Genomic DNA, 23106 nt, shown 5'->3' with positions numbered 1-23106 from the left:
CCTCAGAATTCTCACTGAAGACCGGCAAACACCTGATGGAAAGGAACTTTAGAAATCGTTTCCGGCTGATTAGGCAATCAGCGTTTTGACCGTAGCCTCGAGCTCAGCCTTAGCCGCGCAAACCTTCTCACGGCGCAGGGCGAGTTCGCTGTTATCACGGTCAAGACCGGCCTGACGGTTGTCAAGCTGGCGGTTGACTTCATCCGGAGCCGTGCCGCCGATACAGGTCTTGGCGTAGGCGATCTTCACCGGATCCAGAGCCGCGCGGACTTCCTCGTCAGTCATTGAAGTCTTGCGTCCGAAAAGCTTTTCAAAAATCGGGTTGACTTCAGCCGTGCCGATTTCATCCGCATTTTTGTGATGTTCGGTCATGTAAGCCACGACGCCCGCAACGATGTCATGCGCCATGCGGAAACTGATCTTGTCGTAACGCACGAGGTAGTTAGCAAGTTCCGTGACGGTGCAGAAATTGCAGCGGGCCTTTTCAAGCATGTGCTCTTTCTTCACCGAAATACCGCGGATGGAAACTTCCATCAGCTCACACATCACCTTAAATTCCTCGATGCCGGGGAAAAGGTAATTGGCTGACTCGCCGCACATATCTTCGCAGTGCGAGTAGATCACATTCTTCATCACGTTAAGCGCCGACATGTAGCAGCCTTCAACGTGCGCAGCCTTACTCTTGATGTGCTCGAGCACCCAAGGGTTCTTCTTCTGCGGCATGATTGAAGAGCACACGGCGCAACTGTCGGAAACTTCAATATAGCCGAAGTCGGGCGAAGCCCAGACATAGAGGTCCTGACAGAAACGCGAGAGCGTGTTGGCGGCAATTGAGAGAGCCGACAAAATATCGGTGGCAAAGTCACGCGAAGCCACGGAGTCGATCGAGTTGTCGATCGGCGCGTCAAAGCCCAGGAGCTTGGCGGTGTAGTTACGGTCAATATTCCAGGTGGTTGAACCCATGGAACCAGCGCCCAGGGGGCAGACGTTAAGCCCTTCAAAGGCGAGCGAAATGCGGCGGAAATCGCGCTGCATCGCATTTAACACAGCCGAGCAGTAATGCGCGAACGTGATCGGTTCGGAAGGCTGCATGTGCGTATAGCCCGCAAACACCGCATCGGTATTTTTACGTGCCGTTTCGATCACGGCCTGACGCATGCGGTTGTAGATCTCGCAGATCTCAAAATAGGCCTTACGCACGGCAAGACGGGCACAGGTCGCGTAAAGGTCGTTGCGCGAACGGGCAGTGTGCTGCTGGCCGCCGATTTCGATACCGACTTCTTCAATCAGATGCGCTTCAATGTTGAAGTAGAAGTCTTCACGGCCCGGATCCACCGGGAAGTCAGGCTTGTCGCCCATCTGTGCCATCTTGTCGTTGCAGCGCAGAATGGCCGCAGCGGTTTCGCGCGTGACGATACCCTGCTTGGCAAGCATCAAGACGTGCGCCTTATTGCAGTCCAAAAACGCCTGATAACGGTACTTGATGTCGTTTTGAATCCCGGGCTCAATCAGATACTTGACAACCAGAGGATCGGGCGGGGTCTTAATCTTACCGCGGTGGATTTTTTCGGACATCTTTTACTCCTTACAAAAAATCGGCTGTTTGTTGCGGATTGACCGCTTCAGCCTGGATGTCCGCATTGTGAAACCGTTGTACCGAAAAGCCCACGCAAGATAAGTTAAATTTATACCGATCTGTCAGATCTCGGAATGCTGTCCGGCTTCTGTCTGCCCGTGAGCGGAAAAATGGACGGCATCCTTTACCCAAGGCATCTGCTCATCAATTTCAGGCATCAGGGAACGCAAAACGCCGTCAGCAATCTCAAAAACGTCATCGGCAAAAATCCGCGGCGTACTGTTTTTGCTCACAACGTACAGTTCCCGCTTTTCAGAAGCGTCTGGGGCCGGCAACAGCTTCACTTCCTCGCGAAACTCTGCTGCAAGCAGCGCTGTCAGTGGATTAGTAAGGCACCAACCCAATCCTGCCGCCACCAGCGAAAAAACCGTCTGATTATCGTCAACGCAAAAGCGCTGCGGCAGATCAAGGTCCGCATGACGCAAAACCGCCTCACCGTCCTTACCGGCACGGGTGCTTCCGGCGTAACGCACAAGCGGCACGCCGCATAGACTGAGGCTCTCCCAACTCCATTCCGTTCTTGTTCCGGCGACTTCAGCCGGAAGCATAACGACATAGGGCTCTGACAAGAGGAACCGGTGCGTGAGGTTGGGTGCATCAAAGAAAAAGCCGTTGGCGATGATGCAGTCGAGTTTGTCCTGAAAGAGCTGCTCGTAGAGATCATCGGCGTACCCCGTCGTGATCTCGATTCTTCTGCCTCTCACAAGCATTTCCTGCACCAGACGGACGGCGATGCGGCGTCCCACCGACTCCACCACGCCGACTCTGATCGTATTCGGGATGAAGTTGCGTGTGCGTATGACGTCAATCACCGTATCGGCTTCCCCCATCTGCCGTGCCACAAGGTCGCGTAGAAGCTGTCCTTCCGGGCACAGAGCAAGGGGCCTTCGCGTGCGGTCGAAAAGCTCCAGATCAAGCTGCTTTTCCAGTGCCGCTATTCCCTGACTGACGGCTGACTGTGTGATGCCGAGCTGCCGGGCCGCTGCCGTAAAGCTGTGACACAGGCTCACAGCATAAAAAATCCGGATGTTCTGTGTAAATACCACGGCTTCGGACGAGCACCGTGACGATGTTGCTGTACTCATGGCAAAGAGAGAATAACCGAATGCAATACCCGTTAATAATAATGTCTGATGACCTTGGACAAGCGCTGGGTGAGCCGCAAAGATGCTCACTGTAACGATCCTGCAGCAGATCGTGTCTGAAAAATTGAGGTAAAAAATGTCTCAGCAGATTGAACGCGGCCGCTTAAAGGAGCCGCCCGCCCCCGAAGTCACAGAAATCATGGTTGCCCCGACGCTCACCAATGAGGAAATCGAGCGTTCCTACCAGTCCTACATCGATGTCAACAAGGCGCACGTTCTCATGCTTGCCAAGCAGGGGATCATTACCCGGGAAGTCGCCGCAAAAATCCTGACGGTCGCCAAAGAAATGGCCGCGATGGGCAACAAGCCCACGTTTGAAATCACGCCGGCACTCGAGGAAATGTACTTTAACCTCGAAAACTATCTCATCAGCCGCGTCGGCATGGAAGTTGGCGGCCAGCAGCACACGGCCCGCTCCCGCAACGATCTGCACGCCACGGTCGACCGTATGGTCACCCGTAATGCACTTCTCAAACTTGAAAAACTCATCAACAAGCTGCGCCGTACGCTGCTTGAGGTAGCGCGCCGCAACACCGACGCCGTGATGTCAGGCTACACCCATCTGCAACCCTCTGAACCCATCACCTTTGCTCACTACCTTTCCGCAGTCTCCGCAGCGCTCACCCGCGATTACAAGCGCTTGGCACACGCCTGGGAAAGCACCAACCTCAATCCCTTGGGCGGCGGCTCCATGGGTTCAACCACCTGGAATATTGACCGTAACTACACCGCCAAACTTCTCGGTTTTGAAGGGTTGGTTGAAAACTCCATGGACTGCGTCTGCTCGCGTGATTACCTGCTGGAAATCATGGCTGACATTTCCATCCTGGCAAGCACCCTGGTGCGCATGACTACCGACATGCGTATCTGGGCAACGCCGGACTACGGTTATGTGGAAGTGGCCGATAAAGTTGCCGTCTGTTCCTCGATCATGCCGCAAAAGAAAAATCCGTGGACCTTTGAAAGTTCCGCGAGCTTTACGGCACGCATCAAGGGCTACGAGGACGCTGCCTGGATGACGTATAAGGGCGTTCCTTATGCCTTTACCATGGAATCCATGGATCTCATCAGCAACTTCTGGCCCTGCCTTAAGGACATTGAAGGCGTTATCCGGCTTCTGGACGTCTCGATGAAGGACGTCAAAATCCGCAAAGACCGTGCACGCCGCACGGCCGCAGCGAACTTCTGCACGGTCACGGAACTTGCCAATACGCTGGTGCGCGATGAAAAGCTCTCCTTCCGGGCCGCTCACGAAATCGTTGCGCACGTTGTGGGCTACCTCACCGAATCGGATAAAAAGGCAACAGACATCGATTCCACGGTGCTTAACCGTATCAGCCGTGAACTCTTCAGCAAAGAGCTCAGCATCACGGATGCGCAGATTCAGGAAGCGCTGGATCCGGTGAAAAACGCTTACTCCAAGACCGTGATCGGCGGTACCGCACCCGAGGAAGTCAACCGCCAGCTCTCTGTGATTGAAGCGGCTCTTACCCGTGACGAAGCGGAAATCACCGCGCACGAAGAGCGCCTTACGGCCGCCCGTGACGCCATGAACCGCGAAGTCGATGCGCTGATTGCCTCCGTGTAATCGTTAAAAGCTGATCTCATCCGCGGACTTTCAGACAAGCCCGCGGATTTTTTCTCACTGAAGGAACCTCGTCATGGACCAGATCATTGTCGGCATCATGGCATTTTTCATGGTCATCGGCGCTGTTGACAAAGCGCTGTTTGACGGAAAGTTCGGCTACGGCAAAGAGTTTGAAAACGGGCTCAACACCATGGGGCCCCTTGCGCTTGTGATGGTCGGCATCATGTGTGTGTCGCCCGCATTAGGTACGGCGCTCGGGCCTGCGCTCTCGTCCTTTTTTCTCTCTATTGGATCCGACCCCGCGCTTTTCCCCGGTATCTTGCTCGGGGTGGACGCCGGGGGACTTCCTCTGGCGCAGGCCTTGGCCAAACATCCGGAAGCCGTTGAAATCTTCGGTATCGGGCTTTGCAGCACGCTGGCCTGCATCATCTGCATGCCGCTGCCGATTTCCCTTGCCATGGCCACGCAAAAAAGCCGGCCTTTTATTGCCAAAGGCATTGTCGCCGGCATTATCGCTTCGCCCCTCAGTATGCTGGGCGTTGCCTGGGTCAGAGGCTACGATACGCTCACCGTGCTCACCCTCGGGGCTCCGGCCTTCGGCATAGCCGTTGTGCTCGCATTCTTTCTGATTGTGTTCAGAGAACCGACCATCCGCTTTTTCATCGGTTTCGGGCGCGTCCTTGTCGGTATCTTTGCACTGCTTCTCACCGCTGCCGCTCTGGAGCATTATTTTTCAATCACCATCATCCCCGGGATGGCCAAAATTGATCCGCAGCTCACGATCATCGGTCAGATCGGCGTCATGCTCGCGGGCGCCTATCCCATGGTTCTTTTCATCAAGCGTTACGGAACAAAGGTATTGCATCTGTTCGCCCGCACCATGCGCATTGACGATACGGCAGCCCTCGGAATGCTGGTTTCCGTTGCCAATCCGCTGCCGATGTACGCCATGATTGAAAACATGACCAACCGCGGCAAAGTTATTGCCTCCGCCTTCAGCGGTCCTGTGCTTTGCATGCTGGGTGATCATCTGGGCTTTATGGCGGCCTACTACCCGCAGGGTATTGAACCCCTGATTGCCGGCAAGGCGCTCGCTGCCGTGGCCGCGGTCTTCATCGCCTTGGGTCTCGAAGTTCTCTCGCCCTCTCCGGAGGAAACAGCCCCCGCAGCCTGATTGTCTTAACCCCGCCGCCGGTAACGGTTGCGGGGTTAAAAAAAACCGGACACCCAACTGCTGTGTCCGGGGAAAAAGCCCCCTGGGGCACCCCGGGGGCTCCGAGAAGTGTTCGTTTAGTAAGTCGCAAAGATCCGGGAGATTTCCTTGGGATCATTGGTCTTTGTCAGCGCGAGCTGCAGCAAAATACGGGCCTTCTGCGGATTAAGGGTTCCGGCGTGGACAAAGCCTGCCTTATCCCAGGCCTCGAGCGATTCGATCGTCGGGCCGTTGGGCACTCGGGCGCCGCGGACAACCACGATGCCCTTTTTGGCAGCGGCGTACAGCGCGGGTTCCGTATTGGCATGGATGGAGCCGTTACCGGTGCCGGCATGAATAATGCCCTTGGCACCGTTTTTCACGGCCGCTTCAACCATCTTGCCGTCGTCTTCCACATGTGAGTAGACGATATCCACACGGGGCAGCGTCTTTAAGCCCTTGATGTCGAACTCGGTCTGCAGCGTGTGCTTGCGGGTCGTGTTCTTATAAAACGCGGGCTTGCCGCCTTCAAAGTAGCCGAGATAGCCGAGTTCCGGGCTCACAAAAGTATCTACGCGCAGCGTATTGCTCTTTTGCACATCACGTGCGCCGTTGATGTTGTCGTTCATCGCAATCATCACGCCGCGGTTGCGGGCAGATTCATCAGCTGCGAGCGTAACGGCATTGAGAATGTTGACCGGACCGTCAGCCGAAATAGCCGTGGCCGGGCGCATGGCGCCGACAATCACTACTGGCTTATCGCTCTTAACCACGAGGTTAAGGAAGTAAGCCGTCTCTTCCAGCGTATCCGTGCCGTGCGTGATCACGATGCCGTCAACGTCCTTGCGGGCAAGCAGTTCATTGATGCGGTTGGCAAGTTTGAGCCAGATTTCAACCGTCATCGACTCAGAGCCGATGCTCGCGATCTGCTCACCCGTGCAGTTGGCAACCTTCTGAATTTCAGGCACGGCATTGAGCAGCGTCTGCACGCCGAGAGCGCCTGCCTTATAGCCCGTCATCTGCGTGTTGCTCGCGGCAGAACCGGCGATCGTGCCGCCGGTAGCGAGGATATAAACGTTCGGTTTTTCCGCCTTCACATTCTGCGTGGTTGCTGCCACAGCAGACATATCCATCGGTGCCAGGGTAAAGACACTTGCTGCCATAAGCGTTGCAACCAGGGCGTTCTTGAGTTTCATGGAAATGCTCCTAAAGATGGTCTTTGAGTATCAGCGCAGGGAAACGCTGACACAGCGGATTTCCCGGTTGCTTCAAGCACCCGAAGACATCCTGACGTCATCAATATGTGCGGAACACCCCAACGGAGGCACGTAACATTATTGATATTTATAAAATCAATAATCCCCCATTCTCTCTGTGGCAGAAAGCCTGCCGCAGACGGGATCATTCCCAGAAAATTCCCCGCTGACGGCAAAGAAAAAACAACACAGCCGTCCGGCCAACCGGCGTAACGCCGCTTAAAAAACCACAGGAGAAACACATGGATCCGAAAAAACTCACCGGCACTGAGACGGAGAAAAATCTCTGGGTAGCCTTTTCCGGCGAATCACAGGCCCGCAACAAATACACCTACTTTGCAGCGGTTGCACGCAAAGAGGGATATCACCAGATCGCCGCCCTCTTTGAAGAAACCGCGGATAACGAAAAGCAGCACGCCAAGCTTTGGTTCAAGCATTTAAACGGCATCGGTGACACGGCTGCCAACCTCAAATCCGCGGCCGACGGCGAAAACTACGAATGGACCGATATGTATGAGGGCTTTGCCCGAAAAGCGGAGGAAGAAGGCTTTCCTGAACTGGCCGCTCAATTCCGCGGTGTCAGTGCCATCGAAAAAGCACACGAGGAACGTTTCCTCAAGCTTTTAAAGAACGTACAGATGCAGAAGGTCTTTGAAAAGAGCGAAGAGGTCATGTGGCAGTGCCGTGTCTGCGGTCACCTGGTCATCGGGAAAAAAGCGCCAGAGGTCTGCCCGATCTGTGCGCACCCGCAGTCCTATCAGCAGATTCACGCTGAAAATTACTGATCACTCCGAAATCAGCCGCCGTCTGCCTCAGAAAAGGTCCCCTGGCGGATGTGCGGCTGATCTCCGGCAGCCCGGCATCCGCCGGAGCGCTAGGTCTGCCCGAACCGCACGTGCGTTTCAAGCCCTGGCGCAGCCTTTGCAAGTTCCGGCATCATGCAGTCCCGCATAACGGCTTCGGCTTCTGCGCGGACAACCTCAAGAATCTCCGGCTGATTAACAGCCCCCACACACCACATCACACGCTCGGCGGCCGGCATTTCAGGTAACGGAGCAAACGCAACACCCTCAACAAACTGCCTGCCGCACCAGAGATTCGTGGGCGGCAGAATCCCAAAGCCCGCGCACTGCGCAATCAGTCCCGCAACGCCGTAGCTTGAAGCAACGGCAATGCGCCGTGCGGGCCGGACGTCGGCTGCGGCCAAAATACGGTTCACGCGCACCTGATCCGAACTCTCCGTGTTGTAGCAGACAAAGGGAACGGTCTGCGCGAGCTCACGCAATGCGTTGCGTGTTGCGGGCATGCGGACGCCCTTGGCCGTTACCAGCAGAAAATCCTCACGGTAGGCGGGAAGTCTGCGCCAGGCATCCCCCTCAAGCCCCGGCCCCGCGCAGACAATCACATCAAGCGCCCCGGCCTCAAGTCTTCGCGCCAGGGGGCGGGAGAGTTCCGAATACACCGTCAGGGACGCCACCTTCTCATTCATGCGGCGCACAAACCAAGGGCCGACGGTGGCTGCGACCGACTCACCGAGCCCGAGCCTTAAGCGCTCAAAGGCAAGCTCTTTGGAGGTTACCCTCTCGCGCAGGGCAGCCGCTGCGTTAATGAGCGGCGCACCGTCAGCGGCAAGGCGCCTGCCGGCAGCGGTAAGCCTCAGGGGCCTTGCATCACGCTCAAAAAGCGCCGTGCCGAGATCCTTTTCCAGTGTTGCCACGGTCTGAGACACGGCCGAAGGCGTCACGCCGATCATCTTGGCGGCCCTGGCAAAGGTTTTAAGTTCGGCTGCCGCCAGAAAAATTCTGAGCTGCCGCAGATCAACCGGATCGGATGACATAGCGCACTATGTTTAGAAAAACTTAACTTGGCCGAGTTTATTCCTGTGCTTTCTTGGCTTCAATACAAAAGAAACCGACAATGCCCGCATACCGGCCGGCAACCGTTGTCCGACAACCCGCACAAAGAGGACCACCATGAAAAAAAAACGCACCGAACGCGACTGTCTCGGCACGATGGAAATTCCCGACGACCGCTACTACGGCATTCAGACCACCCGCATGCTTGCGGTTTCAGGCACCGCAGGCTTTCCCGTGATCACCTACCCGGACATGCACAAAGCGCTCTGCCAAATTAAGAAAGCCTGTGCATTGGCTAACGCCGAGATTGGTGCTCTCGCGCCGGAAAAAGCGCGCGCTATTACCGAAGCCTGCGACCGTGTGATCGCCGGCGGCTTTGAAAAAGAGTTTCCGCTCGATATGTGGCAGGGCGGCGGCTACACGTGCGTGAACATGAACGTCAACGAGGTGCTCGGCAACCTCGCCAACGAAATTCTCACCGGACACAAAGGGCAGGACGCCGTGCATCCCAACACACACGTCAACATGGCGCAGTCCACAAACGACACGATTCCGTCGGCAACACATCTGGCCGCGGCGCCCAGACTTGCCGCCCTCATCACCGAAACCGAAAAACTTGCAGAGAGTTTTGAAGCCAAAGCCCGTGAATTTAAGGACATTGTCAAAGTCGGCCGCACCTGCTGGCAGGATGCGCTCCCCGTCACGCTCGGTCAGGAATTATCCGGTTTTGCCTCTGTCCTGAAACGTCAGGCTCAGGCTCTCAAAACTGTGCGTACCGGCTGCTTTGAACTCATCATGGGCGGCAATGCCGTGGGCACCGGTCTCGGAGCACAGCCCGGCTACCGCGAGGCTTTTTATAAGCACATTTCCACCATCATCGGCGAACCGGTCCGCCCGATGGACAACCTCTTTGACGGCTTTCAGAATTCCGACTTCATGCTCACCGTCTCCGGAGCCGTCAAAACGCTTGCCGTGACGCTCTCCAAGATCGCCAAGGACCTGCGTCTGATGAGTTCCGGTCCGCGCGCGGGCTGGATGGAAATCAATCTGCCGGCACTCTCCCCCGGATCCTCCATCATGCCCGGGAAAATCAATCCGACGGTCCCTGAGATGGCCATTCAGATCGCACATCAGGTCTGTGGCAACGATGTAGCCATCTCGATGGCAATCGACGAAGGCGAACTTGACCTCAACGTCTGGGACGCCACTTTCTACAAGTGCCTCTTTGAGAGCCTTTACCTCGTGGAACGGGAACTGCCGATTCTGAGACTTCACTGCGTGGACGGCATCACCGCCAACGTTGATCGCTGCCGTCATGAAGCCGAAACCTCGATTGCGCTTTCCACGGTCGTTGCAGCCCTTTTCGGTTACCCCGAAGGCGTGCGCACGGCACACTACTGCGAGAAACACGGCTGCACGGTCAAAAAAGCCGTAGTTGACATGGGGCTTCTCACGGCCGAGCAGGCCGAAGTCCTTATTGATCCCGCGCTGATGGCTGATCCCTCCGCCATGGCCCGCGTGATCGCGCAGTACAGAAAGGAAATCGGCACGGTTGCCTGAGCACCCACGCCCTGACGTCAAAGCCGCTTCGGTGAAAATCCAAAGCGGCTTTTCTTTACTCACCGCACCTCAACCAATGCGATAGGCCCATCAAACGCTTCACCGTCTGCTTTCCCCGCATAGCCATCGCCAAGGCCCGCTTCTGCCCCACGATCACTACGAGCTTTTTCCCTCGCGTCACACCCGTGTAGATCAGGTTGCGCTTGAGCATCACGACGATCGGGTATTCGCTCCCCGGTGACTCATGAATCGTCGTTGCGTAACACAGCTCAAGCTCATCGATTTCGGAATAGGGATAAACAACCCGCCGCCCGTCAAAGTTGGCGGTGAGTTCCTCGACCGTGGAATGCTTCTCCATGATATTTAGTCATACTGTGAAAAGAAGTCCAAGCATGCTGTTGAAATGCCGAAGAAGGAGACCAAAAGCCTCTAACCCTTAATCGCATCGGATTGTTTCCGAAAAAGTGAGGATGAAATGGCACAGCTCAACATGCGCGGCAAACTAAAGAAAGCCCCCGCGGCAAGCATGGTCAAGTACATAAACCAGCCCGGCATCCCCGATGAAGTGGCTCATTCTTATCAGACCTATCTCGACATGAACAAAGCTCATGTGGTCATGTGCGCCCGAGCCGGAATTATTGATAGAGATGCTGCTGTGAGAATCCTCAAAACGACCAAGGAAATGGCCGCCATGGGCGATAAGCCGACGTTCCCCATCGATCCGGCCTCGGAAGGACTTTATTTCAATCTTGAAAAATATTTAATTGAGCACACCGGTATGGATGCTGGCGACAAGGTCACATTGCTCGTTCGCGCAACGACCTCTGCTGCGCGAACGGTGCTGCACAGCTGCATCAAAAGTTTTTCTACAGGCCAAAAAACTCTGGGTGAATCCGCCGAAGGTGGAGAGGGCAGAGCCCCTCAGAACTCACACATATAAAAATTTGTAAATTAGCGGAAAGAAGACTTGACATCTACCGGTGCCTCAGCCTGAAGCCTGGAACTCCCGTACTTGCCCCGTTTCTCTTCTTACCGCAAACGAGTCTGTCCGCCCCGTCTGCCGTGCACATGGTTTTTATTCCCGTGCATCCCACCGTCCCCTTACAATACCCCCGACTTTCCCTTTCTCCTGCACGGCTTTTCCCCGTGCAGCCCTCTTCTTTCGACAACCGGTTTCCGACTCATGGCACGCACCGAATACGGCACCACTTGGTGGGGCGAGCAGTGGCTCAACGCCCTCACGCACATCGACTACGCCAACCGCATCCCCCGCGGCAAAACCTACGCCAACACCGGCAAAGTCAAATCCTTCCGGCTTGACTTTGAACAGCACGCCGTCAAGGCGCGCGTTATCGGGCACTACGATCCGTTTTATACGGTAACTCTGAAGCTCCCCGAAATCTCCCGCGAGCAGCGCGAAAAGCTGCTTGATGCCGTCGCGTCCTCGCCCCTCATTCTTGCCAAGCTCTCTGCGCGCGAACTGTCACCCGACATCCTCCCCTTATGCGAAAAGATCGGGATCCGCCTGTTTCCCGCGAGCTGGCGGGACATGGACATGCAGTGCTCGTGCCCGGACAGCGCGGTGCCCTGCAAACACATCGCGGCGGTCATTTACAAGATGAGCCAGGAGATCGATGCCAATCCCTTCATTCTCTTTGCGCTGCGCGGCATTGACCTCACAAAAGAACTGGCGTTAAGAGGCGTAGAAATCGGGCGGGCACTCAATTCGGAACTACCCGCCTGGCGCGATATTCTCAAGCGCGCCGATCCGTCCGATGCGGCCGGCACGTTTGATGCGTCGGTGATGCAGGACAGCAACATCACCGATCTTTACATCGATGACGACAACACCTGGTCCGCCCCCACCGAAGCCGAAACCAAGGAAGACTGGTTGAGAAGCCTCTCGGCGCTGACCTTTAAGACGCCCGCGTTTGAACCGGACGCGCAGCTCGCGCTCCTCTCAGAAAAGCCCGCGGGCTACGTGGGCGGAAACTTGCGGGAAACGGTGAGAAAGGTGCTCACGGCAGCGGCCAAGGTTGCCAAAGCGCAACTCACAAAACTCTCGGAGCACACTCCGCCCGTTTTCGTGTCCGACGAAGAGCACCCCGCAGCACTGATTTCGGTCAATACCTGGGGCGCGGTGCGAACCTCCGAAACCCTTTACTGGCAGGAATTTGACCACGAAAGCGGGAAACTTGTGTCCTGCCGCGTCGGTGACATGCGCCCGGACGGAAGCCCCGTGCGCGTGCACGAGATGTTCTCGGGCTTTTTAAACGCGAAGAAACTTGACAGCGAAGCCGAGGAAATCGAAGCCTTCTACGACGCCTGGGTGCTGGCGGCAAAACTCATGATGGTTCAGGCTGCGATGCCGCAGATTTATGAGCCCGCCGAAGGCTGCTTTGCGGTGCGCTGGATTCCCGCGACCACGTCCCCTGAAATCCGGGAGCTCACCCGGGAACTCGGTGCGCTTTTTCTGCGGGTGGACAAACCCTGGCTTGAGATCCTCGGGCGCCCGGACGCGATGAGTGCGGTCACCATGGGCGAAATTGTTCTGGGGATCTTCATCGACAGCTTCGTGCGCGCGGGCTTTGAAAAGGTTCGCGGCGAGACGCTGCTGCCCGACAACACGGCGCTATTTGCCGCGGACTACACCGATACGCTCGAAAACCCCGAAAACACGGCGCTGCGCCTGCGGCTTTCCGAGTGGTTGAGCCCCCTGGCGCAAAGTACGGCCTCTGTTGCCGTGCACTTAAAACCAGTTCTCACGGTGCGCGATCCCTGGCACGGAAGCGAAGCGCACGACACCGATAAGGCCGCTGAAGAGCCCCTCACGGTTGAGCTCGGGTTTTTGTCGATGGACGAAAACTCCAGCGGAGGCGCGGTAGGCGCGGGTTATGCCACTTTGAAGCGCATTTTGGCCGACCCCGCCTTTAAGCCGGTCCGCTTTGACGCGATGCGCACGGCCGCAAGGTTAAGCAACCACTGTGCGGAACTCACCGACCTTCTGCGAAAGGGCTCGGAGACGACGCTTGTGACGATGCAGGAATTGACGCCCCTTCTCTTTAAAGCGATTCCGCAGTTAAGGCTTCTGGGCGTCAAGGTGATTCTTCCGAAGAGCCTCAGAAAGCTTCTCGCACCTCAGGCCACGATGCAGATTGACCTTGCGGAAAACTGGGATGTGTCGCAGGGCTTTATGGGCCTTATGGACCTGCTGGATTTTGACTGGAAGGTGGCGGTGGGCGGCGAAGCGATTTCGTGCGAAGAACTCAAAGCGCTTTCAGCCATGGCCGGACGCGTCGTACGCTTTCACGACAGCTTTATGTTTGTGGATGAAAAGGAACTTACCCGCATCCGCAACCGCATCGAGGCGCAAAAGCAGGGCCTCACCAAAATGGCGATTCTGCGCGCAGCGCTCACGGGCGACATGGATTCAAGCCCGGTTCAGCTCACCGAGGCCGTGCGCACGGCGCTTCAGAGGCTGCTTAAAGAAACCGACACCCCCATTCCCGCAACCGTCAAAGCAACACTCAGGCCCTATCAGGAACGGGGCTACCGCTGGATGATGCGCAATGTCCGTATCGGGATCGGTTCGATCCTTGCTGACGACATGGGGCTCGGAAAAACGCTGCAGGTGATTACGCTTCTTGAAGGTTTACGCACCCGCAGGGAATTGAAAGGCAAACCCGCGCTCATTGTGGTGCCGACGTCACTTATCACCAACTGGCAGAGAGAAACCGCGCGCTTTGCGCCGAAACTTAAACTGCACGTCTACTACGGCCCGGGCCGGGCGCTGCCCGGTGAAAAAGAGACGGTGCACGCAGTGCTCACGACCTACGGCACGCTCAGGTCTTCCGTCAACACGCTTGCGGAGCGCGCCTGGCGGCTTCTCATTTTGGATGAAGCCCAGGCCGTCAAAAACTACCGCACCTCCACTTTTAAGAGCGTGCGTACCGTCAAGGCTGACGGGGTCGTTGCGATGAGCGGCACGCCCGTGGAAAACCGGCTCATGGAATACTGGTCCATCATGGAAGCCACCAACCCAGGGCTTCTCGGCTCCGCAACGGGCTTTAAGAACACCTTCGCGCAGCCCATCGAAATCGAGCACGATGAAGAAACGGCCGAGCAGTTTAAGCGCGTCACGGCGCCCTTTATTCTGCGAAGGCTCAAAACCGACAAGGCGATTGCGCCTGAGCTGCCGCAAAAGATTTCGACCGATGAATACTGCACGCTCACCAAAGAGCAGGCGCTTCTTTACGACAAGGTCGTTAAAAAGTCGCTTGAACAGATTAACGACGGCATGAGTCCCATGGAGCGCCGTGCGATGGTTCTCACGCTCATGATGAAGCTTAAGCAGATCTGCAATGCCCCCGCGCAGTACGCTAAGGACGGCTCTTACGCTTCCGCGGAGTATTCCGGCAAGATGCAGCGGCTTTTCGGAATTCTCGAGGATCTCGAAGCCGCAGGGCGCAAGGTACTGATCTTCACGCAGTTTCGGGAGATGGGGAAACTGCTGCAGAAGTGGATCGGCGAGAAGACAGGCAGCACGCCGAAATTTATTCACGGGGGTGTGGCCCAGAAAGAGCGCCAGGCAATTGTCGACAGCTTTCAGACTAACCGCAGCGACAAGGTGCTTATCCTGTCGCTCAAAGCCGCAGGCACCGGGCTTAATCTCACCGCTGCCACCGCGATCATCCATTACGACCTCTGGTGGAACCCGGCCGTGGAAAACCAGGCCACGGACCGCGCCTACCGTATCGGGCAGAAGTCTTCCGTGAACGTCTACCGCTTTATTTCCGCCGAGACCTTTGAGGAAAAGATCAACACGATGATTGAATCCAAGAAGGCCCTGGCAGAGATGACGGTTGAGACCGGCGAAAACTGGATCGGAGATCTCTCCAAGAACGAACTGCAGGAAATCTTTACGCTGCAGACGCACTGATCCTCAACCTTCAGTCCGGTATGTTTCCGGTGGGAAAGCTGACGGGATTCATCTCCGTCATCCCCCACCGACAGACTGTCGCATGTACTTAAGCCAAGCCAGTCGGGCGATAGGCCTTCGTTGGTCCTGAACCAACAGACACCAGCAGCCCGCGCTGCACCATGGCGTTAAGCAGCAGTGTTGCCGTACTCTGCGAAACGCCCAACAAATCCTGCGCCTCCGCGCGGGTTATCTGAGGCTGTTGACGGCAGCGCTGCAGAACCTTCTGCATCCGCTCTCTTGCCCGTTCGGAGAGATCTTCAAGCGAAACTGCGGGCACAACTTGCTGCGGCTGCTCCCGGATAACCGCTCGTCCGCTTACATCCTCCAAACCGCCGTTCACATTGGGCAGAGTCAGCATAAAACTGAAGCGCGTGACGGAAATTTCCGGTTTCTTCCCCGTGCCGGCATAGGCTGAAAGCATTCTGCTGTAACCGGACCCGTAGCCTTCCAGCAGTCCCAGGCGGTAAAACACGGCTGCCAGCTTTTCGTTGCGTTGCTCAGATACCCCTCTGAGAACTTCATCTATTGTGAAGTTCGGCAGCAATCCGCCCTGATTCAGAATTTCCAGTCTGTCAGAGAAAATGCTCATCAGAATCGGCCCGGTACTTGCGTACTCCCGGTGCACAACAGCATTCGTGAGTCCTTCTCTGACGGCCATCATCGGATAGTCCGGTATATCGATTCTTTTCGCGCCCTGAAAAACAGAACGCTTTGACTGGTGTTTCTCCAAAAAAGCCAAGGCTTTGTCAAACTGCTCCAAAACGGAGCCTTCAAATTCGGCTCTGTCACGAAAAATCATCTTGTCTGTTCCCTGAAAAACCGCGGCTTTCAGGGAATACGGACACTGATCGGATAAAAGCAGCGCAAGATTTGTGTAAAGCCCGTTTTTATTAACCAGACCGAGCGTTTTTTTCTGCTGATCCCCGAAGGCAACCGCGGCCTGAGCAAAGTATCTCGATGTGTAATCAAAGGAGAGCTCCTGCTCAAAGGAAACCTCTTTCTCAAAAACTCTTCCTGCGGTTTCCATCAGCATTTCCCTGATCGCATTGACGTCTGCCGGAACAGTTGACGGTCCCTGCCTGACAAAGACACCTTCCGGACGCAGTCCCTTGCCCCTGAGAAAGTAAGGTCTCTGACTTCCTTGTTTGACCTCAACGACAACAACATCTTTGCCGTCAATTTCTTCTCCGCGGCAATTGACGCACGCCATCACGTCCGGCGTGATCGAATCCCGCAGTGCATTCTGAATCTGAAGAACGGCACCGTCAGGATCCGAAACTCCGCAGGCAGTCCCGTCATCCTCGATACCGACATACAGATATCCTCCTTGCGTGTTGGCAAACGCGATAACCGTTGCCTTGATGTCATCGACATAATGCCGCTTAAATTCAGTATTCAGATCTTCCCGACGCATATCAGTACCAAGCTTCAAATCCAAAGGAGCAACTTCCAGAGCTTCCGTCAGACCACCAATATAATCACGATCTAATCACAACATTATGATTAGATAATCACAATATATTTATTCCATTATATCAACATACAAAACTGTTTAATACAAGTATTTAAATATCTTGTGATGAGATAACAATTAGATATATGATTAGATAAACATAACAGCAGTCATAAGCAGCTGCCGACACCGGAAAGCTTGCTCGGGTTTGTTCTTTCCAAACCATCCCGGATATCGAAATTTTTCGATAGGATTAACCCTTAGAAGTTCGTTACGAAAAATTGCGATATGTACGTCAATCCCTTCCGCTCCGATGACGCTCTTGAAACCCTCTCGTTTCCCGGACGCGAAAAAGAACACAAAGCCCTTTCAGCCGCTCTTGTGTCCGGAAGGCATCTCGCTCTCACGGCCCCGCGCGGATTCGGTGCAGTAAGGGTTGTTGAAAAAACCGCCGCCGACCGCAAACTGCCCGCCGTCACGGTGCGTGTGCAAAAAGCGGTGAGCACACAGACATTTGCAGCACTCATCGTGCAGGCCGTACTGCAAAGTGTTGAGTCCCGCAGCTTTTCCCGGCTTCTCGCGCACTTTCGCGTAATACCCGAAATCACACTTCAGCTCACCCCGGAAAGGCTCAGCGTCACTTTCCCTGCAACATCGGACGGCACTGTGCTTTTAGAAGACGCCGTCCGTCTGATAGACGCCGCCGGCCGCGAAAAACCGGGCCTCACCGTAATCTTTGACGAGTTTGCCGAAGTCCTTCTCTTTGGCAAAGCCCCAACCGAAAAACTCAGCTCTGAACTTTCAAAACTCAGGCATGCGGTCTGTGTTTTCTGCGTGTATTCGCAAGCACTCACCGCGGATCTCTTCACTAAGCCCAAAGGCCCCTTTTACAGCTTGGCTGACGTTGTTGCACTTAAATCCCCCGCGCGGAAAGACAGCGTTGTCTGCCTCGCAAAATTACTCAGCCCCGTTGCAGGAGAAGATGCCCGCAAAACCGCACAGGAACTTTTCAACATCACGCACGGCCACCCGCATTACACACGGATACTGGGAGCTGCCCTTTTTGATCAACTCAGTCTTTACGGACGCACTCTGCAAGACGGTGCGCTTGAAGCCGCTGTGGCTGAAGTCGTCTCCGGGCACGACATGAATTATCTGGTGCTCTGGACTTCCCTCACGCTGACTGACCGCCGCGTCATCAGAGATACTGCGCTTTTCGGGCGTCCGGTTAACGACGGAAGCAGCCCGACAAGCACCACCTACAGTGCACTTTCCAAACTCATGCGTTCCGAAGACATCACGAAAACCGATGAAGCGTTTGAGCTCACGGATCCGTTTTTCAGGCGCTGGGTTCTTGCCTTCACGAGCTGAAGCCGCGTCAATAATCCGTGAGCAAAAAGAGCATGTAAAAAGGTATGGTCAGAATATTGCCGTTTCGTCCAACGTTATAGCGTCCGACCTTAATTGCACTCTCCACGTGATACTTTTCCGGGTGCTTGAGAATCGTCTTTGTGCTTTTCACATTACCGCTCGTTGCCTTCACTTCAAGCGGAACACATTTACCTTTGTACCGGATCAGAAAATCCACCTCCAGACCTGAGGTCTTTTGGAAGTAATAAATTTTTCTGCCCATTTTTGTAAGAATATCGGCTGCGAGATTCTCAAAAATAGCCCCCTTACTGCCCGTGAGATTTCCGGTCAGAATATCGGCTGCCGTACCCCTTTCAAGCATCCCGATAAAAAGCCCCGTATCCGCCAGGTAGACCTTGAAGCAGTCCTCCATCGAAAAAACCTCCAGCGGCAACTCCGTGATGGTCACATTACGACAGCGATGGATAAGGCCCGCATCCTCAAGCCACTGCAGCGTGCCGAGGTACTCGCTGGCGCGTCCCCCCTTTTTCACCTCGGAATACTTAAATTTCTTGTTCTCTTTAGCCAGTTGCCTCGGAATGGAGTCAAAGCACTCCTTGATGCGCGTCTTGTCAGAACCCTGCGCATATTTCGTCATATCGCCGCGATAGGAGTTAAGCAGATCACGTTGCTTTTGCAGCACCAGGCTCATGTTGTGCGTTGTAATAAAGGCATCCACAACAGCCGGCATTCCTCCGATTGCCGCGTACTGAAGCAAGAGCTCATGCATCCGTCCGTGTAACGGCTCCGGCACCGGCGTTTCAGATACCAGAGCATTCTTAAGCATTCCGACCGCTGCTTCAGGAATACCGTTAGCCCAAAGGAATTCCTCGAAATCCAGCGGCCGCATCGTCAGTGTCGTCTCATAGCCAACCGGTATCGATGACGCGTCATCACCATGACCGTTCACGCCGAGCAGCGACCCTGTGGCAATAACGTCATAACGCCCGTCCATCTTAAAAAACTTCAGTGCAGTACGCGCCTGCGGACACTTCTGAATTTCATCCACGACGATGACGGTTTTACCGGGAACAAGCGTTAAAGTTTTGCCCAACTGCGCTGAAACCATCATCATGATCTGGTCAACCGCCAGCGTCCCCTCAAACGCCTGTCCTAACTGCGGATAGGCTTCAAAATTCAAATACACCACATGAGTGTAATTTTTGCGCGCAAAATCCAGCACAGAGTAGGTTTTTCCGCACTGCCTCAGCCCTTTGACAACCAGCGGCATCCGATTCGGATCGCTTTTCCATTCCAAAAACTTCGAGTAGATCTTTCTCTTCAGTGACATACGAATAAAACAGTCTATTATCAATAAATTAACTATGTATTTAATATTTTTTCAAGCGACTTTTTGTTTAATCTTACATTTTTTATAGCGACTTTTCGTATCAAATTTACATTTTTTCAATGGAGTTTTCATACAAATCAAACACTTTTTATAGCGACTTTCAGCTACTAATAAACATTTTTTCAAGGGACTTTTTATCCTATCTCTACATTCTTTCAAGCGACTTTCAGCGTAATTTTCCTTGCCTCTGATGCCACGGCTTCAACGGTCTCGGGCATCTTCCGCTCACGGGAAATCAGATAGATTGCGTGCTTTAACTGTGCGTCAGGAAGCCTTTGCACATACAGCCGCCCGTTGTCATCGGGGTACTGCCGGAAGACAGAGGAGACAACAAGCGCCCACCCCACCCCTTTTTCCACCAGCGAAAGCATCGTGCTGTTGTTGTCGACTTCGATGCGCTGAGGAAAATCAAAGCCCAATGTGCTGATGAAACTTTCGTTCAGCCGGCCGCCACCGCCCTCGCGGACAAAACGGATTAAGGGCAGACCGCAAAAGCGCAGATCGTCCCAACTCCAGGGGCCCTTTTTCTGTGCTGCCAGGTCTGCCGGAAGCACAATCACGGCGTCATCCTCGTAAATGAGCGCTCTGGCAACACCCTGCACCTCAGAAAACGCGCCCGTCACAAAGGCAAGATCGATTTCGCGCTTCTGCAGACTTTCCAGCAGCTGCGGTGACGTACTGGTCGTCGCGGTGATGCCGCTCACAAGCGGCAGAAGGTTTTTCACGGATTGCGCTTCTTATCGGTCAGGCCTGCGTCAGTTGAGGCTCAGACTGCATATACTCTCATCAGCATCGGCAGCCGCCTGTTTTTAAGGCGACAACCTCTGCCACACCAGCAAAAAAACCATCCGCCGGCGTCCGCCCCGGCCTCCCCAAGGACTCCGCCATGCCCGACACCCTCACCCCCGCCGTCCGCAACCTCCAAGCGCGCCTTGCCGCCAGCTTGCCGGATCTTTGTCTCACCGGGGCCGTCGCGGCCGATGTTTTTAACGGCGTGTGGCTTACGGGAGTCGACGTGCTCATAACTGGTGACCGCATCACGGGACTTGTTCCCACGGGCAGCGTCAAAGCCAGAGAAATCGTCGATCTCACCGGAAAAACCATTCTTCCTGCGTTTATTGACTCGCACGTGCATATCGAAAGCTCGATGCTCACGCCGGCGCATTTCAGCGATCTCGTTGTCCCGGAAGGCACGGGGACCGTCGTTGCCGATCCCCATGAGATTGCCAATGTACTGGGAACCGAGGGCATCCGTTTCATGATCGAAAACGCCGAAGGCTGCCCGCTTGACATCCGCTTCATGCTGCCTTCCTGCGTACCTGCAACGCCCTTTGAGCACGCTGGCGCCGTGCTTGAAGCCGACGATCTTGCCCCCTTTTTTAACGATCCCACGGTACTGGGCCTGGCCGAAGTCATGAACGTACCCGGGGTGTTGGCGGGCGACGAAAAACTACTCAAAAAGATTGCGCTTGCCCGGTCTTTGGGGCGGCCTGTGGACGGTCACGCGCCGGGCGTCAAAGGCATTAATCTGCAACGCTTTGCCGCGGCCGGCATCACAAGCGATCACGAGTGTTCCACGCCTGAGGAGGTAAGAGAGCGCATTGCCTGCGGCATGGCCGTTAACTTGCGCGAAGGGTCTTCAGCACGCACGCTCAGAACGCTGCTGAAAGCCGTCACGCCGGAGAACGCCGCATCCTGCCTTTTCTGTAACGACGACGCGCACGCCTGCGATGTCAAGGCACGCGGGCACATGCAAAAGCACCTCAGAATCGCGGTTGAGGAAGGACTTCCCGCCATGGAAGCCGTACGTATGGCGACGATTAACGCCGCACGGCACTACGGTCTGAAAGAAGTCGGAGCCGTGGCACCGGGCTGGCGCGCTGATCTTGCGGTGGTCGACGACCTCACGGACTTCAACGTAACGGACGTGTTTTTAAAAGGCCGCCTTGCCGCACAAGAGGGCCAGATCATTTGGAAAGCCCCCGTCAAAACAATTCCCGACACCGTGCTCTCGCGCGTCAATACCGGGCCGCTCTCAGAAAAGACCTTTGCACTCCCGCTCACCGGCAGGCAGGCGCGTGTGATCCGGCTTGTGCCAAACGATCTTCTCACCGAAGAAGACATCCGGCCCGTGGTGACCTCAGACGGCCGTTTTGACGCCGCCCGCAATCCGGGCCTGGTGAAGCTTGCCGTCATTGAACGGCATCACGCCACAGGAAACCGCGGTCTTGCAATCCTTTCGGGTTACATCCGGGAAGATGCACGCATGGACGGCGCCGTTGCGGTCACCGTCGCCCACGACAGCCACAACCTCATCATCGCGGGCGGCAGCGATGCGGATATGCTCACGGCGGCTGAAGCACTTCGCTGTACCGGAGGCGGCATGGTTTTGGTGAAAAAGGGGCACGTTGAAGCGCTGCTCGCGCTTCCCGTTGCCGGTCTCATGACAACGGAGACAGCCGAAGTCTTTATTGAAAAACAAGCGGCGTTTTACGCGAAACTGCGTTCTCTTTTTGACTTTGCCGAAGGCATTGACCCGGTGATGACGATGGCTTTTACCGCCTTACCCGTCATTCCGGCCGTCAGGCTCACCGATATGGGACTTTTTGATGTGACGCGCTTTGCGTTTACCACGGTTGAGGTCTGACAAAAACGGGAGCATCCAGGCTCCCCGCTCTTAACCTCACCCGGCCTTACTTCATCCAGGGAGCCTTTTCCTCGCAAAGCACGCCGTCCGTAGCAGTAAAGCCCTCAAGACTTCCGGCCTTAGCCTGAATGCAGATGTAGCTCATGCCTTCCGCTCCCGCTTTTAAAGCGCGTTTACCAGCAGGCGAAATCCGAAACCAATCGCCCTTCATGACGGGATGCGTCTCCCCGTCAAGCCAGAGTTCACCGCTTCCGGCCAACACGCCGTAAACCTCTTCGTTTTTGGTGTGCGCGTGCACAAAAGGAATGCCGGCGCCCGCGGGCAGCGTATTCACCGATACCTCGCAGCCCGTAAGTCCCAGCGCGTCATGCAGTTCCTGACGGGCTGCATCACCCGTGTGCAGCAGTGCAAAGTTGTTGTTTGTCACTTTGATGGTCTCCTAAATTGTTCGTCTGCGAACAAAATGACCGCAGACAATGTAGTTAAAGAAAAAAATTGGTTTTCAGGAAAAGTTACCCGACATCCGGTCCATGAGCCCCTCGAAGACCCGAAGCTCTTCTTCGGTAAAACCGGCGGAAAGGTCTTTGATAAGCGCCTCAGACACCGCTTCAAAAATGCCCTCAATCTTTCGGCCCTTCTCGGTTAAAGCGACCGTTATGCGCCTCGCATCCTCGGGATCAGCTGTTTTTTGAAGCCACCCTGCTTTCACCAGGCGCCCCACCATCACCGAAACCGTTGACTTGCAGCGGTGCGTTTTTGCCGCGAGTTCCGTAAGCGGCAGGCTCTTCTCGGCAAAAAGCACCGTAAAAATATCCCCGTGGCAGGGCTCAATATCGGTGATGCCGTGTTGGGCCAAAAGCGCTTCGATACGGGCGCGCGTCAAAGCATGCAGACGGGCGATCTTTCGCGGCAGCTCTTGGGCCGGTGACGGTGTATGTTTATTTGTTCGCATACGAACAATATAGCGGAAGCAAAGAAAAACCGCAAAGTTCGCCTGACTGACCGACAGCTCAATGGAAATCAGCACGGAA

The 23106-nt window shown here is 55.3% G+C and carries 18 protein-coding genes; 8 read left to right on the top strand and 10 right to left on the bottom strand.

Features of this window, described 5'->3' with window-relative positions; translation table 11 throughout:
- Positions 1-69 precede the first annotated feature (69 nt).
- A complete protein-coding gene (gene argH, locus BQ7486_RS07620) occupies positions 70-1575 on the bottom strand; it encodes an argininosuccinate lyase (RefSeq protein ID WP_074009605.1) in 1506 nt (501 codons plus the stop codon).
- A 123-nt stretch (positions 1576-1698) separates the two neighbouring features.
- Entirely contained in the window at positions 1699-2721 is a 1023-nt protein-coding gene (locus BQ7486_RS07615) for a LysR family transcriptional regulator (protein WP_084765817.1), read from the bottom strand.
- A gap of 136 nt (positions 2722-2857) precedes the next feature.
- Between BQ7486_RS07615 and argH (BQ7486_RS07610) the strand changes: the two genes are divergently transcribed.
- A complete protein-coding gene (gene argH / locus BQ7486_RS07610; protein WP_074009603.1) occupies positions 2858-4369 on the top strand; it encodes an argininosuccinate lyase in 1512 nt (503 codons plus the stop codon).
- 73 nt (positions 4370-4442) lie between these two features.
- Positions 4443-5543 carry an ethanolamine utilization protein EutH gene (eutH, locus tag BQ7486_RS07605; protein WP_022373229.1) on the top strand — a complete coding sequence of 367 codons (1101 nt, stop codon included), beginning with the start codon at positions 4443-4445 and terminating at the stop codon, positions 5541-5543.
- Between the two features lie 116 nt (positions 5544-5659).
- On the opposite strand, the gene BQ7486_RS07600 is transcribed toward eutH, so the two are convergent.
- Entirely contained in the window at positions 5660-6694 is a 1035-nt protein-coding gene (locus BQ7486_RS07600) for a type II asparaginase (protein WP_416336984.1), read from the bottom strand.
- A 365-nt stretch (positions 6695-7059) separates the two neighbouring features.
- Here BQ7486_RS07600 and rbr point away from each other — a divergent pair, with 365 nt between their 5' ends.
- Entirely contained in the window at positions 7060-7602 is a 543-nt protein-coding gene (gene rbr / locus BQ7486_RS07595; protein ID WP_074009601.1) for a rubrerythrin, read from the top strand.
- Between the two features lie 89 nt (positions 7603-7691).
- Here rbr and BQ7486_RS07590 read toward each other — a convergent pair whose 3' ends face one another.
- The gene (locus BQ7486_RS07590) at positions 7692-8654 is read right to left on the bottom strand and encodes a LysR family transcriptional regulator (protein ID WP_074009600.1); all 963 of its coding nucleotides are present in this window, start codon (positions 8652-8654) and stop codon (positions 7692-7694) included.
- 136 nt (positions 8655-8790) lie between these two features.
- On the opposite strand from BQ7486_RS07590, the gene BQ7486_RS07585 reads away from it, so the two are divergent.
- Complete coding sequence (locus BQ7486_RS07585) at positions 8791-10233, top strand: aspartate ammonia-lyase (RefSeq protein ID WP_074009599.1); 1443 nt, start codon at positions 8791-8793, stop codon at positions 10231-10233.
- A gap of 55 nt (positions 10234-10288) precedes the next feature.
- Here BQ7486_RS07585 and BQ7486_RS07580 read toward each other — a convergent pair whose 3' ends face one another.
- Complete coding sequence (locus tag BQ7486_RS07580; protein WP_084765815.1) at positions 10289-10591, bottom strand: ATP-binding domain-containing protein; 303 nt, start codon at positions 10589-10591, stop codon at positions 10289-10291.
- Between the two features lie 117 nt (positions 10592-10708).
- Here BQ7486_RS07580 and BQ7486_RS07575 point away from each other — a divergent pair, with 117 nt between their 5' ends.
- Both BQ7486_RS07575 and BQ7486_RS07570 read left to right on the top strand, forming a co-directional pair.
- Positions 10709-11173 (top strand): hypothetical protein, encoded by a 465-nt coding sequence (locus BQ7486_RS07575; protein ID WP_074009598.1) that lies wholly within the window; start codon positions 10709-10711, stop codon positions 11171-11173.
- Between the two features lie 243 nt (positions 11174-11416).
- A complete protein-coding gene (locus BQ7486_RS07570; RefSeq protein ID WP_074009597.1) occupies positions 11417-15172 on the top strand; it encodes an SNF2-related protein in 3756 nt (1251 codons plus the stop codon).
- An 88-nt stretch (positions 15173-15260) separates the two neighbouring features.
- Here the strand turns inward: BQ7486_RS07570 and BQ7486_RS07565 are convergent, their stop codons facing one another.
- Positions 15261-16652: an RNA-binding domain-containing protein gene (locus tag BQ7486_RS07565; protein WP_143183113.1), complete on the bottom strand. Its 1392-nt coding sequence runs from the start codon at positions 16650-16652 to the stop codon at positions 15261-15263.
- A 303-nt stretch (positions 16653-16955) separates the two neighbouring features.
- Here BQ7486_RS07565 and BQ7486_RS07560 point away from each other — a divergent pair, with 303 nt between their 5' ends.
- Complete coding sequence (locus tag BQ7486_RS07560; protein WP_074009595.1) at positions 16956-18038, top strand: hypothetical protein; 1083 nt, start codon at positions 16956-16958, stop codon at positions 18036-18038.
- Positions 18039-18045: 7 nt separating this feature from the next.
- Here the strand turns inward: BQ7486_RS07560 and BQ7486_RS07555 are convergent, their stop codons facing one another.
- On the bottom strand, positions 18046-19335 hold the full coding sequence (locus BQ7486_RS07555; RefSeq protein ID WP_204207008.1) for an ATP-binding protein: 1290 nt from the start codon (positions 19333-19335) through the stop codon (positions 18046-18048).
- Positions 19336-19583: 248 nt separating this feature from the next.
- Positions 19584-20153 (bottom strand): substrate-binding domain-containing protein, encoded by a 570-nt coding sequence (locus BQ7486_RS07550; protein ID WP_074009593.1) that lies wholly within the window; start codon positions 20151-20153, stop codon positions 19584-19586.
- Positions 20154-20314: 161 nt separating this feature from the next.
- Here BQ7486_RS07550 and ade point away from each other — a divergent pair, with 161 nt between their 5' ends.
- Positions 20315-22075: an adenine deaminase gene (ade, locus tag BQ7486_RS07545; RefSeq protein ID WP_074009592.1), complete on the top strand. Its 1761-nt coding sequence runs from the start codon at positions 20315-20317 to the stop codon at positions 22073-22075.
- Between the two features lie 46 nt (positions 22076-22121).
- On the opposite strand, the gene BQ7486_RS07540 is transcribed toward ade, so the two are convergent.
- Entirely contained in the window at positions 22122-22502 is a 381-nt protein-coding gene (locus BQ7486_RS07540; RefSeq protein ID WP_074009591.1) for a cupin domain-containing protein, read from the bottom strand.
- A gap of 75 nt (positions 22503-22577) precedes the next feature.
- The gene (locus BQ7486_RS07535) at positions 22578-23027 is read right to left on the bottom strand and encodes a MarR family winged helix-turn-helix transcriptional regulator (RefSeq protein ID WP_143183112.1); all 450 of its coding nucleotides are present in this window, start codon (positions 23025-23027) and stop codon (positions 22578-22580) included.
- Positions 23028-23106: the final 79 nt, after the last annotated feature.

Source organism: Duodenibacillus massiliensis, from assembly GCF_900128485.1.
Classification (GTDB): Bacteria; Pseudomonadota; Gammaproteobacteria; order Burkholderiales; family Burkholderiaceae_F; genus Duodenibacillus; species Duodenibacillus massiliensis.
Note: the sequence above shows the minus strand (reverse complement) of the source record. Positions and strands in the feature narration are given on the sequence as shown.